At 34.3% G+C, this 15,802-nt stretch carries 14 protein-coding genes; 9 read left to right on the forward strand and 5 right to left on the reverse strand.

Features of this window, described 5'->3' with window-relative positions:
• The first annotated feature begins 64 nt into the window (after positions 1-64).
• From gap to H6622_00695, 3 genes are read left to right on the forward strand one after another with little or no spacing between them, the layout of a single operon-like run.
• The gene (gap, locus tag H6622_00685) at positions 65-1,078 is read left to right on the forward strand and encodes a type I glyceraldehyde-3-phosphate dehydrogenase (protein MCB9060019.1); all 1,014 of its coding nucleotides are present in this window, start codon (positions 65-67) and stop codon (positions 1,076-1,078) included.
• Positions 1,078-2,268: a phosphoglycerate kinase gene (locus tag H6622_00690; GenBank protein MCB9060020.1), complete on the forward strand. Its 1,191-nt coding sequence runs from the start codon at positions 1,078-1,080 to the stop codon at positions 2,266-2,268. The genes gap and H6622_00690 overlap by 1 nt, the downstream gene beginning before the upstream one ends.
• Before the next feature lie 9 nt (positions 2,269-2,277).
• Complete coding sequence (locus H6622_00695) at positions 2,278-3,015, forward strand: triose-phosphate isomerase (GenBank protein ID MCB9060021.1); 738 nt, start codon at positions 2,278-2,280, stop codon at positions 3,013-3,015.
• Here H6622_00695 and H6622_00700 read toward each other — a convergent pair.
• The gene (locus tag H6622_00700) at positions 3,012-3,593 is read right to left on the reverse strand and encodes a hypothetical protein (GenBank protein ID MCB9060022.1); all 582 of its coding nucleotides are present in this window, start codon (positions 3,591-3,593) and stop codon (positions 3,012-3,014) included. The two genes, H6622_00695 and H6622_00700, sit on opposite strands and share 4 nt — an antisense overlap.
• 153 nt (positions 3,594-3,746) lie before the next feature.
• On the opposite strand from H6622_00700, the gene secG reads away from it, so the two are divergent.
• The 3 genes from secG to H6622_00715 all read left to right on the forward strand — a co-directional run bounded on the left by secG (position 3,747) and on the right by H6622_00715 (position 6,880).
• On the forward strand, positions 3,747-4,127 hold the full coding sequence (gene secG, locus H6622_00705; protein ID MCB9060023.1) for a preprotein translocase subunit SecG: 381 nt from the start codon (positions 3,747-3,749) through the stop codon (positions 4,125-4,127).
• 82 nt (positions 4,128-4,209) lie between these two features.
• Positions 4,210-4,674 (forward strand): hypothetical protein, encoded by a 465-nt coding sequence (locus H6622_00710; GenBank protein ID MCB9060024.1) that lies wholly within the window; start codon positions 4,210-4,212, stop codon positions 4,672-4,674.
• A 226-nt stretch (positions 4,675-4,900) separates the two neighbouring features.
• On the forward strand, positions 4,901-6,880 hold the full coding sequence (locus H6622_00715; GenBank protein ID MCB9060025.1) for a hypothetical protein: 1,980 nt from the start codon (positions 4,901-4,903) through the stop codon (positions 6,878-6,880).
• 5 nt (positions 6,881-6,885) lie between these two features.
• On the opposite strand, the gene H6622_00720 is transcribed toward H6622_00715, so the two are convergent.
• From H6622_00720 to H6622_00735, 4 genes are all read right to left on the reverse strand, one after another.
• A complete protein-coding gene (locus H6622_00720) occupies positions 6,886-9,039 on the reverse strand; it encodes a hypothetical protein (GenBank protein MCB9060026.1) in 2,154 nt (717 codons plus the stop codon).
• Between the two features lie 152 nt (positions 9,040-9,191).
• Entirely contained in the window at positions 9,192-10,157 is a 966-nt protein-coding gene (locus H6622_00725; protein MCB9060027.1) for a hypothetical protein, read from the reverse strand.
• Positions 10,158-10,386: 229 nt separating this feature from the next.
• Positions 10,387-10,848 carry a single-stranded DNA-binding protein gene (locus H6622_00730; GenBank protein ID MCB9060028.1) on the reverse strand — a complete coding sequence of 154 codons (462 nt, stop codon included), beginning with the start codon at positions 10,846-10,848 and terminating at the stop codon, positions 10,387-10,389.
• A 184-nt stretch (positions 10,849-11,032) separates the two neighbouring features.
• Positions 11,033-11,476: a hypothetical protein gene (locus H6622_00735; protein MCB9060029.1), complete on the reverse strand. Its 444-nt coding sequence runs from the start codon at positions 11,474-11,476 to the stop codon at positions 11,033-11,035.
• Positions 11,477-11,876: 400 nt separating this feature from the next.
• Here H6622_00735 and H6622_00740 point away from each other — a divergent pair, with 400 nt between their 5' ends.
• The 3 genes from H6622_00740 to H6622_00750 all read left to right on the forward strand — a co-directional run bounded on the left by H6622_00740 (position 11,877) and on the right by H6622_00750 (position 15,745).
• A complete protein-coding gene (locus H6622_00740; GenBank protein MCB9060030.1) occupies positions 11,877-14,675 on the forward strand; it encodes a Tad domain-containing protein in 2,799 nt (932 codons plus the stop codon).
• A gap of 71 nt (positions 14,676-14,746) precedes the next feature.
• Positions 14,747-15,424 (forward strand): histone protein, encoded by a 678-nt coding sequence (locus H6622_00745; GenBank protein ID MCB9060031.1) that lies wholly within the window; start codon positions 14,747-14,749, stop codon positions 15,422-15,424.
• Between the two features lie 63 nt (positions 15,425-15,487).
• Positions 15,488-15,745 (forward strand): glutathione S-transferase N-terminal domain-containing protein, encoded by a 258-nt coding sequence (locus tag H6622_00750; GenBank protein ID MCB9060032.1) that lies wholly within the window; start codon positions 15,488-15,490, stop codon positions 15,743-15,745.
• Positions 15,746-15,802: the final 57 nt, after the last annotated feature.

A 15,802-nucleotide genomic window follows, 5' to 3' on the forward strand; every position in this document is an offset into this window, starting at 1 on the left:
ACTAAGTGTGGCATATTCTGATGCAATAAATTTGCATCCATAAACATAATTCGCGGAGTCACAAATGAGCAAAACTCGTATTGCTATTAACGGCATGGGTAGAATCGGAAGAACACTATTAAGAGAAATCTATAATACAAATAACCAAAATTTACAAATTGTTGCCGTCAATAATCCTGGTGATATTAAACAATATCTTAACTTAATCAAATATGACTCAATTCATGGTAAGTTTTTAACTGATATTTCATTAGATGGAGATATCTTAAAAGTTGGCAATGACTCCATCAAGTTTTTTTCAGAAAAAGATCCTTCAGAAATTGATTGGAGTTCTCAGAATGTTGAAATTGTCATCGATGCTACTGGTAAATTTAAAGATAAAGAAAGTTTAGGTAGACATATCAGAGGGACTGTAAAAAAAGTCATCATGTGTGCTCCTGGAAAAGATCTTGATGGAACTTTTGTAATGAAAATAAATCATGAAACTTATGATCCAAAAAATCATCATGTCATCTCAAATGCAAGTTGCACAACAAATTGCCTCGCACCTGTAGCAAAAGTCCTCCATAAAGAGTTTGGAATTAAAAATGGTCTAATGACCACAATTCATTCATACACATCTGACCAACAACTTTTAGATGGTTCACATAAGGATCCTAGAAGGGCCAGAGCTGCTGCACTTTCAATGGTTCCAACCACAACAGGAGCAGCAAAGGCCGTAGGGCTTGTCATCCCTGAGCTAAAGGGAAAACTTGATGGCCATGCCATCCGAGTTCCAACTCCAAATGTTTCTCTTGTCGATCTAACTGTCACCCTTGAAAAAGATGTCACCATTAGTGAAGTAAACGCAGCTCTAAAAACGGCCAGTCATTCATATCTAGAAGGAGTTCTCCTTTACACTGAAGAAAAGTTAGTTAGTATCGATTTCATTGGGATGCGAGAATCTTCTTGTGTGGATGGAGATCTTACTAATGTTGTAGATAAAAGAAATTTAAAAGTTACGGCCTGGTATGATAACGAGGCCGGCTTTTCAAATAGAGTCCTTGATTTGGCGACCTACGTAGGAGAGAATCTCTAATGGCACTAAAATACATCGATGAAGTTAGTAAGGAAATATTTCAAGGTAGTAAAATTCTTTGTAGATTAGATCTCAACGTCCCTCTTAAAAATGGAATCATTCAAGATTCAACTCGAATTGACGAAGCACTTGACACAATCAACTACCTACTCTCATGTAATCCAAAAAAGCTTATTATTGTAGGCCATCTGGGACGCCCTAAGGGAGAAAGAAAAGAAGAATTATCACTTGCTCCTGTTGGGGAGTACCTAGCAGAAAAAATAGGTCAAGAAATTATCTTGACTGAATCTGCAGTGGACCGAGGAATTAAAACTCAACTTGAACTTCCTAAAGGAAAAATAATTCTTCTTGAAAATATAAGATTTGAAAAAGGAGAAACTAAGGGGGATAAGGAATTAGCTTCCACTTTAGCAAGTTACGCTGATTTTTATGTTAATGATGCATTTGGAACCTGTCACAGAAAACATGCTTCTACATATGAAATCAATTCATTTTTCAAAAATAAAGCATATGCAGGATTCCTACTCAAAAAAGAAATCATCGCACTCAATAAAATCGTTGAGCGCCCTAAGACTCCTTTTGTTGCAATAATTGGAGGAGCAAAAGTAAGTGACAAAATAAAAGTTATAGAAAGTCTACTTACAAATGTAACGGATCTTTTAATCGGTGGAGCAATGGCCTACCCATTTCTTGCAGCAAAAGGACACAAGATTGGCAAATCTCTATGCTCTAAAGAAGATATATCACTCGCAAAAAAGATTTTAAGCACACCAAATGCTCAAAAGATTCATCTTCCTCTAGATCACGTTGTTTCAGATGATATTAATGGTGCACCTGGAAATTGTGCTGAAATAGATATTGCAGAGAGTATGATAGGTCTTGATATTGGGACTAAAACTAAAGAAAGTTATAAAAAAATATTAGAAACTGCTCAAACTGTCCTTTGGAATGGGCCTATGGGAATGTTTGAAAATGAAAATTATTCGAAGGGTACTTTTTTTATCGCTGAAATTCTCAGTACTATTAATGCCTATACACTCGTTGGTGGAGGAGACTCTGTAAGTGCTTTGAAAAAATCAGGCCTCGCTGATAAAATTTCACATGTCTCAACAGGAGGAGGAGCATCACTTGAATATATTGAAAATGGCACGCTACCAGGAATTCAGGCATTAAAATTTGGTATCAATTAAGGAAATAATATGACTCAAAGAAAAATACATGTCGTAGGCAATTGGAAAATGAACATGAATGTTCTTGAGATAAAAGAGTTCGTAAAAAATATTCAGGCCAACCATACTCGTGAAATTTGGATTGCTCCACAGGCCGTACATATCCCCATTCTTATTGACTTACAAGGAGATAAATTTATCTCAGGAGGACAAGATTGTAGTGATCACGATTCAGGTGCATATACAGGAGAAATATCTCCACAATCTTTGGTTGATATCGGTGCTAAGTTTGTCCTGATTGGTCATTCTGAAAGAAGACAATATCAAAAAGAAAACAATGAATTGTTAAATAGAAAAGTTAAATCAGCTATAAAATCAGGTCTCAAAGTCATTTTTTGTGTAGGGGAATCTTTAGAACTTAGAGAAGAAGGATCGACTGAAGCAACAATAAAACATCAATTAGTTGAAGGTCTCAAAAATATTACAACAAAAGAGGCCGAAAACATTCTTATTGCCTATGAACCTGTTTGGGCCATTGGAACAGGTAAAGTGGCCACCCCTGTGCAGGCCCAAGAAGTTCATCACTATATAAGAAATGAAATTCTTGAACATCTCAACTTTAAAACTCAAGATACTATTATCCTTTATGGGGGTAGTGTAAAACCTGATAATTTTTCAGAATTGCTTAATTGTGAAGATATTGATGGTGCACTTGTTGGAGGTGCGAGCTTAAATGCTGACTCATTTAACAAGCTCATCCATACTTAATTTTTGCAAAATTTCTTTGGGGCCAAAACAATCAAGTTGAAGTTTTCAATAACTTTTGCCCCCATTTTTCTAATACTCTCAATGAGTGAATCTAGGCCTCCTTCATTCTTATGCATTAAATACTCGTTTGTATATCTAAGACCCATTTCATTATTATGCAAGTCCATCTCTTCACTCTCACCTTCTCCTGTTAGAGTTAATTCTCTGGCCGTTAAATATTTTCTGGCCAGATTTTCTCCAATTTTAAAACTCAATATACTTGAACCTACAAAATGTCTTATCGCATCGACTTCATCATCAACATTTCTCTCTAACTGTGGACCTACTCCACATATCTGAACTGATAAAGAATTTGCTAATTGCCTCGTCAAATATAAAGGAAGAATTATACTAGGATGTTCGTCCAAAACATCCAATTCACTCCATGATAAACTTTTTCCTTCAACTTGTTCGTATATATAATTAACCATGTGCACAATGTAAGATCTATCCTTATCCATTAATAAATCGTTCTCTGTCCCATTTCTATCGTCTGCAAAAACACAACTTGAAAAGAGTATTAACAAAAGAGTTTTCACAATCAATGATCTCCATCTACTTGATTTTATAGTTTTAATTTGCTTTTTTAATACAAACTCTTCACAACGCAAAGTCTTTTTAACGTATTGTCATATGAATTTATTTCTTGTAAGTTGATTCACTCTATTATGTTTAAAAAGGAATGATTTGCTATGAGCAGTTTTTTTACCATAACCAACGTTCTCATGATTTTTCAAGCAATGGTTTCAGTGCTCTTGATAATCACAGTTTTGTTACAGTTTGGAAAAGGTGCTGAAGCAGGATTATTTTCTTCTGGTGGAGCAGATGCCATGTTCACCGGATCACAAAAGGGAAATATTCTATCCAAAACAACAATTGTTCTTTCTATACTTTTTATAGGTAACTCACTTCTTTTAGCAAAGATTCAGTCTAAATCATCTGGTAAGTCACTTCTTGATGATGTAGCACCAATAGCAAGACCACTAAACAATGATGCTGCAGAAGAACAGGCCAAGAAGAAAGCTCAAGAAGCAAAAGAACAAGCTCCCTCTGAGGAAAAAACCACCAAATAATTCAACTCAATATATTTTTCATATTTGATATTTAATGTTTTTTCGTCTTCACGAAATGCAAAAATAAACATATAAGTTGACTATGTCACACTTAATGAGTTTATCACTTTATTTATTGATTTTTCTTATAACACCAACTTTAAAAGCACAGTCCGTACTTGGTGAATATAATTGTAAAGTGAGACACGCCGATGAGGATCTGTCAGGTAAGGGAACAACTGGAGATTGCAATGTGATTCTTAATAAATCTAATAGTAAGATGATTATTGAGTTAAATTGCGACATCAAATATAAGGATCGATATCTTCAGTCCCAAGACAAACATTTCAGATACATCAAAAATGATTGGTGGAAAGGAATTGTCCTTAAATCAATCAATAATTCTCATGAAGCAAATATTGTTCCTTATACAATGAGAGGAGCTAATGGGATGGACATTTCTCTTAATTTCTTTTCATCTCTTAAGTGGTACTCTCAAAAAGCATTAGAGCTCACATGTTTACAAACAAAAATAATCGAATCCGAAGAAATTGACTTCAAAATGTAAAAAAACAAGAAAACTTATTTTCTTCAAAGTTCTTCTATCCTCATAAAAAAAATTCATTTCTTACATTTTCCCTTTTTGAAATAACAAGTTTTCTGTTAGGAATCTCACATTCAATTTTGGAGATACTAAAATGAAAAATATCACTTTTTTTTCCGTCCTACTGTGCTTTGTAAACTTATTATTTGCCCAAGAAACCCCAAGTTCTCTTATTTCTAAAAATGATAAAATGAGCATAAGGCAACTCATCGTTCCAGGTTTTGAAAACCTACCTCTTAAAAGAAAATTATTCGTTTATTATCTCACCGAAGCATTTGAGGCCGGCAGACAAATGAGCTGGAAACAAAACACAAAAAACGGAATTGAAATTAGAGATCTCCTTTTTGCATTATGGGAACATAAAGCGGCCTTTCCAATTGTCCAAAAGGCCATGCTAGAAGAGTATCTCACTTTGATCTTAAGCAACCTGGGCAATTACTTAAAAATTGGAAATGCAAAAATAATTCCCGATTTTTTAGATTCAAAAAATCTTTTCAATATGGCCGCAATCTCAGATGAATTGAATAAAAGATTAGGGAAAACAACACATCTACTCGACAAAGCAAAAGAGCTTGAAAAAGAAATCTTCGATAGAGATTACTACCCTGAAAAAATTGGAAAAGGAACAAACTTATTAGCAGATACACAAACCAATTATTATGGACCTGAAATTACATTAGAAGACATCAACTCAATGAATATTGAGAATGAAGATCTTTTCTTTTCATATCCAGATAGAGATAAGGACGGAAATCTTCTCGTAAGGAAATACAAAAAAGGTGATCTCTATAGTGAAGATCTTTCACTCATTGCAGATAAAATAAAACACGCAATGAAATACGCAAATGAAAACGAGAAAACAATCTTAAATGCCCACTTAAAAACAATCGATTCAGGAAATTACTCAGATTTTTTAGAAATGAATAAATTATGGGTTAAAAATGAAAGCGAAGATATAGACTTTATGTTTGGTTTTATAGAAGTCTACAATGATCCATTAGAGCAAAGAGGTGCTTGGCAGAGCTTTATCACCATCAAAAATATAGATCACGAATCTGTAAGAAGATCTAAAGCTATCGAAGAAGTGGCCTATAAATTCGAGTCCCTCATGCCAGTTGAAGAACGTTTTAAGAAAGAACCTGGATTTACTCCTCCAAAATCAGAAGGAGTGAATTTTGCATATACTGGTGGTTTATTCGAATTAATTACTTTTGCAGGAATCAATTTGCCTAATGAACAAATTATCCGTGAAAACTATGGATCAAAGAGTTTTACTTTTATTAACCTTCAATCAAATCATGGCCAGTCTCAAGAAGAAAAGTTTCATGAAATTAAAAACTCAATTTTTATTTCACAGATGTATAAAGATTCTTATATGAGGGCCGATTTGAATTTGATCAGATTTCTCAAAACCGAATTCCATGAAATACTCGGACACGGTTCAGGAAAATATGTTGATGGAGCAAGTCAAAATGATTTAAAAAACCTCTATTCAGCCTATGAAGAAGGAAGAGCAGAAGTTGCAGCACTTTATCATCTTACAGATCCAGATCTTTTTCACTATAAAATTTTACCTCTAGAATATACTAAAGAGGATGTTCAAAATACTGTTTTAGTTGCGCTTATTGATTTTTTTACGAATCAGATTAGGTCTTATGAAAATCTATCAGATAGTACGACCGAAATCGTTCAGGCACATCAGCTTGGCCGTCAAATTATATTCAATAACCTCCTCAAAGATGGAGTCATTGAAGTAAGAATTTCTGAATTAAATGTTCCACAAATTTTTATAAAAGAAAATGACATTGCAAAAGTCAGAATTGCTCTAGCAAACGTTTGGGAGAAAATTCAATATGTCATTTCAACAGGTGATCTTGAAATGGCCAAAAAAATGAACGCGGAGGAAGGATTTTACAATGAAACTCAAAAATATTGGAGATCACTCGTTTTAAAAACTGATAGTCTTGGAATTGATGATGAGTATGTCATAGACAAAAAAGTTTCTAGATTAAATGCTTTTTTAAATCCTAGATACGTACTCATCAAAGATGAAATTGGTAATATAAGTGATGTAAAAATAGATTATTATCCGAAAAACAACGGCGCTGAACTATTAATCAATGAACAGTATAACAAAATTAAAAAGTGCGAACTTGCTCTTTTAAAATAAGTTTTTTAAAGAGCTTTAATCTTTTTAAGTAGTGGTTTTGTACTCATGGGTCCTCCAAAATAGGTCTCACACATTTTTTTTGTTGAAACAGTTCCCCCTACTTCTAAAACTTTTTGAATATATTCTTTTATCTGCTCTTTGTTAGTAAAGTCTAAATCTCCCCGCTCATTTCTAAAGCGCTCATCGGCCATCTTTACAAGTGCCTCAGACCAGTCATAGGAAAAATAAAGTGCAGAATATGGGCCAGTAAAAATATGTGAAAACTTTGCAAAAAAGCTCGAGTCAGCTGGATATTCAAAGCCACTTTCAGATAAAATCTTATTTGCCACAATTCTAAATTCATCAACTGTTTCAGGTAGCTCCATTGAGTGAATTTTTAGATCAAGTTTTGCTAGACTATTATTTTTACTAATTACAAAACGTTCTAATAATTCAAGTTTTTCTTCCTGTTCATCAGTAAAACTATAATCGGAATAGTTAAATTCCACATCACCTACAGGGCCTGCAATTTTGTTTATCACTGATTTGTGTCTTCCCCAGTTTTCCATAAACATAGAGGGAAGTTCAACAGTGTCCCAGTTAATATTTAATGAATTTGATAGTTTATAACTATTTTTTGACTTTAGAAGATGAAGAGCATGACCGAATTCATGTGTAAGCGTTTCACGTGTACGTAAGTCAAGATATATGTTTCCGAATTTATCTCTTGGGAAATTAGCAGCAATACCACCAATCGGTAATGTTCTCATTTTCTCATAAGGAAATTTATTTCCCATTACAAATGGATACATTGCCGCCCCAGGGCTTTTGCCATCACCAGGTCTTTCAGCAACATCTATAAAAATCAAGCCTAATGGAGAAGCATCAAGATTTTTTACTTGATAAAGAAGTACATCCTTATCCCATTGATAGGGAGGAGTGAGTTGTTCCAGTTTAATATCAAATAAATCTTCATACATTTCAAAAAGTTTTGCAAGAGTTTCTTTAAAAGGAAAATGTTTCTTTTCTTTTTCAGTTCGCTCATTTAGTTTTTTTGGAGTTAGTCCGGTTACTTTTTGTTTGTATTCTCTAAGCACAAAACCAAGATCCCATGCCATCAGATTTGTGTTGCCATTAACTTCTTTTTTAATTTGACTAAGTTCAACCAAATCTTTATCAATTGCTTTTTTAAGATCATTATATAGACCATTTGCAAATTTTAAATTCTCTTTTCCTGAGCCAGTTGTGGTTTTAATTGCTTGATACTCACTCCAATTCTTAAAACCAAACAAATTGGCAATTTCTTTTCTGAGTTTTAATATATTATAGGCTACTTCAATATTTGCCCTAGGCCCGCTTTCAGCTGAATACCAGGCCTTTTTTCTTGTCTCTTCCTTAATTGCATACATCGAAATATCTTTTAGTAACATTCTCTGCGAATTTGTGGCCATATATTTTTTATCAAAAAACTTCAAGCGTTCTATTATATTTTTTGGAACACCTTTTAATTCACTTTTACTAAAAGATACAATTTCATTAAGATTTTCTGTCACATTTTCTTCATAACTACTTTCTAATCTCTTCAATTCATCAAAAAGCTCTTGTGCATGTTCTTTTTCATCAGCGGGCAATCCTATGCCATTTTTTTCAAACTCCATAAACACTTTTCTTGCAACTTCAGTTTGTTCTTCACTAAGCTTATTTAGATCTACTTTTTTAATTATCTGATATATCTTCTCATCTGTGACAAAGGCATTATACATTTGAGAGATCTTATTAATTAATGACCTTGCATATTTTTTAAAATCCTTGTTTGAACTCACGTTTCCGGCAATATAATTTATAGTATCTATGGCCTCTTCTTTTTGTCCAAACACATAATCTATTGGCCCTAAAATTTTATCAAATTCAAATATCTCTTCATGTGAAAGATTCGAGTAGAAATTTAAATATGTAACGACTTTATTAAAATTAAAAAGAAGTTCTGAAGTGAGTTCTTCAACATTTTCTTTGGAATCAACAAGGGACACATGTTGATATTGCGCACCATATTGTTTAGCATATTCATTTAACTCACTAAAAAGAACTTTTGAATCAACTTCACCGAGTACATGTTTTGACTGAATTTCTGAAGCAAAGGCATTAATGGCAATCAAAAAGAGTAGTAAATGTTTTAGCATGGTTAACTTCCTTATTAAATTTGGAGGAAGTTTATACTACTTTTATTTATAGTTTAATATTATTTAATTTATTTTTGAAATTCTTTTTTAACACAATGTACAACATGTAAAAATGTAACGTATTCTTTTGAATATAAATTCTGTCTCTCGTTTTACAGAGGCAAAATCTTTGCTGGCCTGTTCTTCATTATTCTAAGAATGAATATATATTCCCAAGAATCATCAATCTTGTTTACGAGTATATCAAAGGCCACAGTGTTTAGCTTACTCAGCGAATTAAAAAAATCACCTTGATTCTTTTCCAGATGTACTTTTTTGAAAATATAATTAACAAATTTTGAATTTCTGTTTATTTCATTATTATAGGTGACAGAATCTTCAAATCTAGATCTTAAAAATTCATCCGCTGGATAATCTTCCAACGAAGATCTCACTAGATGTTGCGTTACTTGATATACTTTTGAAAAATATTGCCATTGAAAAGATTTATCCTCTAATTTATCCCTAATATTAAAATAGAATTTATCCCTATTTATCATCCAATCTTTTGGCAATGCATAGGCGTTCACAAGCTGCGCCATTACAAAATGAAGGCCCAGAAATAGACCTGAAGAGAGAGGGTCGTCTATAGAATTATTTAGGATAAAGGGGAGCTGCATAGGAAAAACAATATTAAATACTGTGTCTAGTGAATTATGATACCTCTCTATATAATTTTTCTGTGCTCTTTTTATCCAATTATCTACTTCTTTCAAAAAGCTTTTCATTTCATGAGCATTTAATACTAAACCATACATATACTCTAATTCATTCGATTTTTTGACCTCATTATTTCGAATAATTCCTTCAATTTGTTGTTTAACTTTTACTTGTTGAATTCTTTGCGAAAAATTATCGACATCCAGTTCATCAAATCTCTGAATATAGACTAAAGGTTTTACTTCACTTTTTTGTAAGATTTCTCTTCTAAAGTTTTTTAGTTTTTCAATTGCATTTTTCGTTGAATCATTTTCTGAGTTTTTTTTTGCATGCACCAACGTATTCATCATCAATGCCTGACAAATTGTAACTTTAGTATAGGGAAACAAAAAGTTGATTCCGAATAAAGATTTACTCATTAAGAAAAATAAAAAATACTTTATCAAGTCTTTCTCTCATCTATGAAATTTCCAACTTCTCCTTATTACCTGTCACTTTTTTTCTTTGCAATCATAAGAAATCTGCATGTACAAATTACACTTCACAAAATGTATTTCTTTTAAAAAAAGAAGGGGACCATGGCCCCCTTCTTATTATTTACTAAATATTTTTAAACTTAATTATTTAACAATATTAATGATGGATATCCTAAAACGGAATATCATCAGCAGTAAAACTCGCATCTGTAGAAATATTAAAATCTTGATTCATCATGGAATCATCTTGGTGTGATGATTGATTCATGTTCATATCATTTGAATAGCTCGACTGGCCTGCAGAAGCTTGCCCTCCAATAAATTGAACAGTCGAAGCATTTACCTCTGTCGTATATCTTTTTTGTCCATTTTGATCATCCCATGAACGTGTTTGTAAACGTCCCTCAATATAGGCCTGGCGCCCTTTCGATAGATACTGATTACAAAGCTCAGCAAGCTTATTCCAAACAACCACTCTATGCCATTCTGTTCTTTCTTGTTTTTGTCCACTTTTATCAACCCATGACTCAGACGTTGCCAGCGAAAAATTGCAGACAGCTGCACCTGACGGTGTATATTTAATCTCGGGATCTTGCCCAAGACGACCCAATAGAATAACTTTATTCACGCTCATAAACTCTCCTTTATTCGTCGATAGCTTAGTCTCTTTGCTATCGAATTTCTAGTGCTTTTCCAAGATGAAAGAAAGTTTTCAAATAGAGCGCTCTAAGCTCCTGAAAAGATTTTATTTCTAAAAAATAGACATAAAAAATTAATCATAAAATTCTAAAATTAAGTGGAATTTTGAAAAAATTTTTCTAAGCATTTGTGCTAGATAGCATTGAGTCAACTTGGTCCATGGCCTCATCAAGTGACTGGTCATCAGTCACAACTCCCCTACTGGCCCAAAATTCTTTAACAATTCTACGAGCGACTTTGATATCTCGTTTATACCAAGACGCATCAAAACCACAGTGCGGACAAGGAATCTCCTTACGAAAAAGAATTCGTATAGTTGCTTCGAAACTAACCCAAATCGGGAAAAAAGCAAAAACTCCTCTCCATTCCATAAATGGGTAAAGAACCATCGCAAAAAAAACACTCATCATAACAATTTGAAAATAATTCTTTTGGGTCAAGCGAGGACTAATAGTGAAGGCCCTCTTTGTGCTGCATAGAGGACAAAAAAATTCCTTTGAAGGATTTTTCAATCGAAAAGTTCTCATCACAAGGGGATTATAATTAAAAATGCTTTTATTCATAGATTTTCTCCAAGGGCCCTCATTTCATCATAACAGAGCAAAAGAAGTGAAAATAAGGAGGTAAAAAAATCACCTGCTAACATATTAAAAATAGAAAAATACGCATAAAAAGGGCCGCAGGGCCATCCACATGGCCCAGGGTTTCGACGGCCCCCGAGGGCCTTTCCATGAAAATTACAAATTTTGAGATATGTAGCACAGGAAAGAGAACCGAAATCGCTACAGTACGTGCCACACGGATGACTTTCGGTCAAAGTGCACCCTTGCCCCTATATCCATAAATTGTGCCAAAAATATTTATTTACAAATCAACCCCTTGCGTTATTCTCATCCGCACCAGTGCCATATCGCGCCTCCCTAATTGACGCTCTATTCTCGGCCGGGTAGCATACTTTAAGACATGAATTTATTGAAAAAAATTAAGCTAAAAAGAAAAAATGAAAAAGGACAGATCACAATTTTTCTGGCCTTCTCTCTCATTATTGTCGCTTCATTCCTGGCGTTTGTGATCAATATCGGACTTTTTGTGAAAGCGAAAATAAATCTACAAAATGCTGTTGATGCTGGAGCATGGTCAGGGGCCGCGGTTCAGGCAAGACAACTTTCTCAAATTAGTTATCTCAATTGGGAGTTAAGAAACACATTCAAGGAATGGATGTTTAAATATTATGTTGTAGGACAGCTCGGTCTACTTAATGAGACAGATGTAACGAATGTTGCTGATCTCAATAACAATGGAGTCATGAATTTTAGAACGCAGTCTATGTATACTTCAAAGGATGGACAGCAAAATAGTGGTAATGCAGCTGCTCAGAAAAACTATAACCAATTTGAATTTGATCCTTATAACGTTCCAAGTGTTTGTCTTCATTTTTCTGGTAATTACAATATTTGCAAGATTTTCTCACTACCTGGTGTTCCTAAATTTGGTTCTACAGGACTAGTTGGAATTGATGGTCAAACACAAAACTTTGCCAATGTTATTTCAAAGGATAAGTCTAGGGACTGTGCCAAACGTACAGATTTGAATTTCATGGTGGCGATGATCTGGGCGTTTGGAGTTTACAACGGCTCAAATTCAGGACTTCCTTCTGTTCCCAATGTGGCCGCAGATCGAATGGGAGCATGGCCCCAAGCGTTTGAACTAGGCATAAGAATGAGAAATCTAGAATGGATTATGAACCAACCACCAAAGCAAAATATCTGTTACAATGGAAACACAACTTTTGGAGGTTGCACTCCTGTATCAAATTTTGATCCACAAGAAACATCTTTGCAAACACCGTTTCACGAAAGAACAATTAAGGCCTTTTATACTGTAGGAAGAAACCTAGACAATGAAATGAAGTCCAATTTGATCGTAAGTGAAATTCCTCCTAACGTTGTTGATATGTCTAGTGGCGATAATCTCTCGACCTTTTTAATTCCCAATAGCGAAACTGGATCAATGGCCAGAAAAAAGTACTACTTAAATCTTAAGGCCATGCCAGTTAATTACACTATGTTTTACACAAATTTCGTTCCATATTCCGGAAAATATTACGCAGTAAATTCAGATCGTGAAATCACAATGGATGCTCAGTGTGCTGGATCAAAAATGGCAATTCCAATACCAAGTTATATTTTAGGAATGACTAAGGGCCAGGAAGTTGTCACCTATTATGCCCTAAAGGCCAAAACTAAATACGTTGGTCTTTTTTTTCCATTTGGAAGATCTCCTCAAGGGGCCATCATTCAGGCCTACGCGGCAGCAAAACCTTTCGGAGGAAGAATTGGTCCAAAACTTTTTTTTGAAGAGGAAAGTTCACTAAAGGCCAGAACAAATCCATCTCGATCTGCTAATTTTGCTTCTGTCTTTGACATCTCACGGCCATTATTTGATGCAACAACAGCAAGAAAAACCGCCTCAGGTTGGGATGTACAAAAAATTGCAGTAGGAGAATTTGCACCAGGTCATCCGGTTCCACTTTCTCAAGATTTTTGGGCAGAGGGAAAAGAAACTGTCATCGGAGGAATTGATCCCATAGGAAATAATTCAAAATTTGTTGTTCCTAATCTCATTTATGAGGGAAATTCAGAAGGACAAACAAATTCTGCACTTACTAAACTTCAACCTGCAGAAAACGAGGCAAGTGCAATGACAAGGGCAGGAGTAGATCCTATTGGATTATATGATGTAGATCAATTTAAGGCCTTTGCTTCACATGCAAGAGGTCATTTGCAAGGAAACATCTTAAATGGCGATGGGATTAAAGAAGCTATAAGAAGTGTGAGATCTCCTACAAATTGGGAAAAGCTCAACTATTTAATTCCAACAAAACATCCAGTTTCTGAGGGGATAGGGGTGCAACATGCCTCGCTTGTATCGATGAATGCCAGTTCATACCAACTCTATGCTCCCTTATATGGAGAAGGATTAATATATGAAAATGAAACTCAATTGCAAGGTGCTGTTGAAAAATACATTGATACAGCAAGTAATAGTATAGATAGTTTCTTAAAAGCATTTGCTTCGGTAGCGCAGAGCATGCGAAATCAATCAAGTGATAGGGAACAAAAATGTCTGGAGGATAAAACAGTAAATCCGGATTCTTGTCGTGGAACATATCTTCAGGCAGCAAATGATCTTCATAATGGAATACCCGATTGTTCAAGTATTGCTGGTAAATTTGCGTATTTTTTAACTGGAGAAGGAAAATATAAGGTAGGACAATCGGACGATTGTGGGATAAAGCCTTTGTCTATAATGCTAAGAGAGTATTATTCGCAATTATCTACTGGAAATGCATCTATTTCTGCTGTAGAAAATTGCAATGGTAAATCACCTCAACTCTACTACTGCCAGTCTTATGAATTCACTACTGATAGTAATGGTTCGAGTAGTTCTGGCATACTAGCAAGTAAGATTGGTGCTGAAGACTTGATGACAGGCTATATGCCTGGCCCCAGAAGTGGAATTTCACAAGATGGAATTCATCCAAAATTAAGTCAAAGTATGAGAAGAAATTTTTATTCAACCAAATTTATTCCAATGCATACCGTTATTAGTGGCTCACCTGCTAGTATTGACGGAGTTTCGGTGTATCAGGAGTTATTTAACTTGGGGCAAGGGTACGAAAATCAAATTCCTTTTCGAAATAAGATCCCTATGGAGGAGCTTAGTGAATTTGGAAAACAACCAAGTGATTTAAAATTTTAAATTTTAGGTTGAAACTTCTTTTTCTTTAACTATATACTGTTGTCGAATAAACGTTTACAAGGGGTTTTTAGGTGGCAAAAACAAAAAAGAAAGTTGCAAAGAAAGCAACTAAGAAAGTAGCAAAGAAAGCAACTAAGAAAGTTGCAAAGAAAGCAACTAAGAAAGTTGCAAAGAAAGCAACTAAGAAAGTTGCAAAGAAAGCAACTAAGAAAGTTGCAAAGAAAGCAACTAAGAAAGTAGCAAAGAAAGCGACTAAGAAAGTAGCAAAGAAAGCGACTAAGAAAGTAGCAAAGAAAGCGACTAAGAAAGTTGCAAAGAAAGCGACTAAGAAAGTCGCAAAAAAAACGACTAAAAAATTATCCAAGGCAGGTCTCAAGGAAAAAGCTAAGCAAGAAGCTATAGCTCGGTATAAAAAACAAAATAAACAAGAAACGCCTGAAGAATTAAAAAGTTCAGAAATCATTGAGCACGATGATGTTATTATGGAACCTGTTGGTGAAGAAGGTGATGAGCTAATGGAGATGGATTCTTTAGACAGTTCAGGAACACCAGAAAGTAGCACAAATGACTCTGGCGATGACTATAATCCAGATGATGAAAGTGAAGATGATTCTGAAGAAAGTTCAGCTTATGGTTGGGGTTATAATGAAACACTTGATAATCCAGAAGATGAATCAGATAAGGACTTGGATGATATGGACGAAGATGAGCTTTATGCAGCTGGACTTGATAAAGATGATGATTATTAAAGTTTTTTAAACATATAATTTCAAAGGGCCCATATTTGGGCCCTTTTTTTATTGGAGGAATAAATGAATTACCCAATACTTTCCCTATATTATTTTGAGTCATGTCCTTTTTGCCAAATTGTTCTAGCAGCGATAAAAGATTTATCAATCAAGGTAGAGCTTAGAGATATCAGGAAAGATGAGTTACACTCAAAAAAGTTGCTTAACGACACGGGTAGACAAACAGTACCATGTCTTTACATTGATAACAAACCAATGTTTGAATCTAGAGATATTGTTAATTGGTTACAAAAAAACCAAAGTAATCTCGAAAAAGCCTAGACACAACGCAATTAAAAATTAAAATTTAAGTTGGGCCTGAAGCTAATTTTATAGAGG

This window comes from Halobacteriovoraceae bacterium (assembly GCA_020635115.1).
Taxonomy (GTDB): domain Bacteria; phylum Bdellovibrionota; class Bacteriovoracia; order Bacteriovoracales; family Bacteriovoracaceae; genus JACKAK01.

Excerpts from the sequence above, each read along its gene's own strand:
- H6622_00720 (MCB9060026.1), bottom strand. The coding sequence starts at position 9,039 with ATGCTAAAACATTTACTACTCTTTTTGATTGCCATTAATGCCTTTGCT.
- H6622_00740 (MCB9060030.1), top strand. The coding sequence starts at position 11,877 with ATGAATTTATTGAAAAAAATTAAGCTAAAAAGAAAAAATGAAAAAGGA.
- H6622_00750 (MCB9060032.1), top strand. The coding sequence starts at position 15,488 with ATGAATTACCCAATACTTTCCCTATATTATTTTGAGTCATGTCCTTTT.
- H6622_00690 (MCB9060020.1), top strand. The coding sequence starts at position 1,078 with ATGGCACTAAAATACATCGATGAAGTTAGTAAGGAAATATTTCAAGGT.
- H6622_00715 (MCB9060025.1), top strand. The coding sequence starts at position 4,901 with ATGAGCATAAGGCAACTCATCGTTCCAGGTTTTGAAAACCTACCTCTT.
- H6622_00695 (MCB9060021.1), top strand. The coding sequence starts at position 2,278 with ATGACTCAAAGAAAAATACATGTCGTAGGCAATTGGAAAATGAACATG.
- H6622_00710 (MCB9060024.1), top strand. The coding sequence starts at position 4,210 with ATGTCACACTTAATGAGTTTATCACTTTATTTATTGATTTTTCTTATA.
- H6622_00735 (MCB9060029.1), bottom strand. The coding sequence starts at position 11,476 with ATGAATAAAAGCATTTTTAATTATAATCCCCTTGTGATGAGAACTTTT.
- gap (MCB9060019.1), top strand. The coding sequence starts at position 65 with ATGAGCAAAACTCGTATTGCTATTAACGGCATGGGTAGAATCGGAAGA.
- H6622_00730 (MCB9060028.1), bottom strand. The coding sequence starts at position 10,848 with ATGAGCGTGAATAAAGTTATTCTATTGGGTCGTCTTGGGCAAGATCCC.
- H6622_00725 (MCB9060027.1), bottom strand. The coding sequence starts at position 10,157 with ATGAGTAAATCTTTATTCGGAATCAACTTTTTGTTTCCCTATACTAAA.
- secG (MCB9060023.1), top strand. The coding sequence starts at position 3,747 with ATGAGCAGTTTTTTTACCATAACCAACGTTCTCATGATTTTTCAAGCA.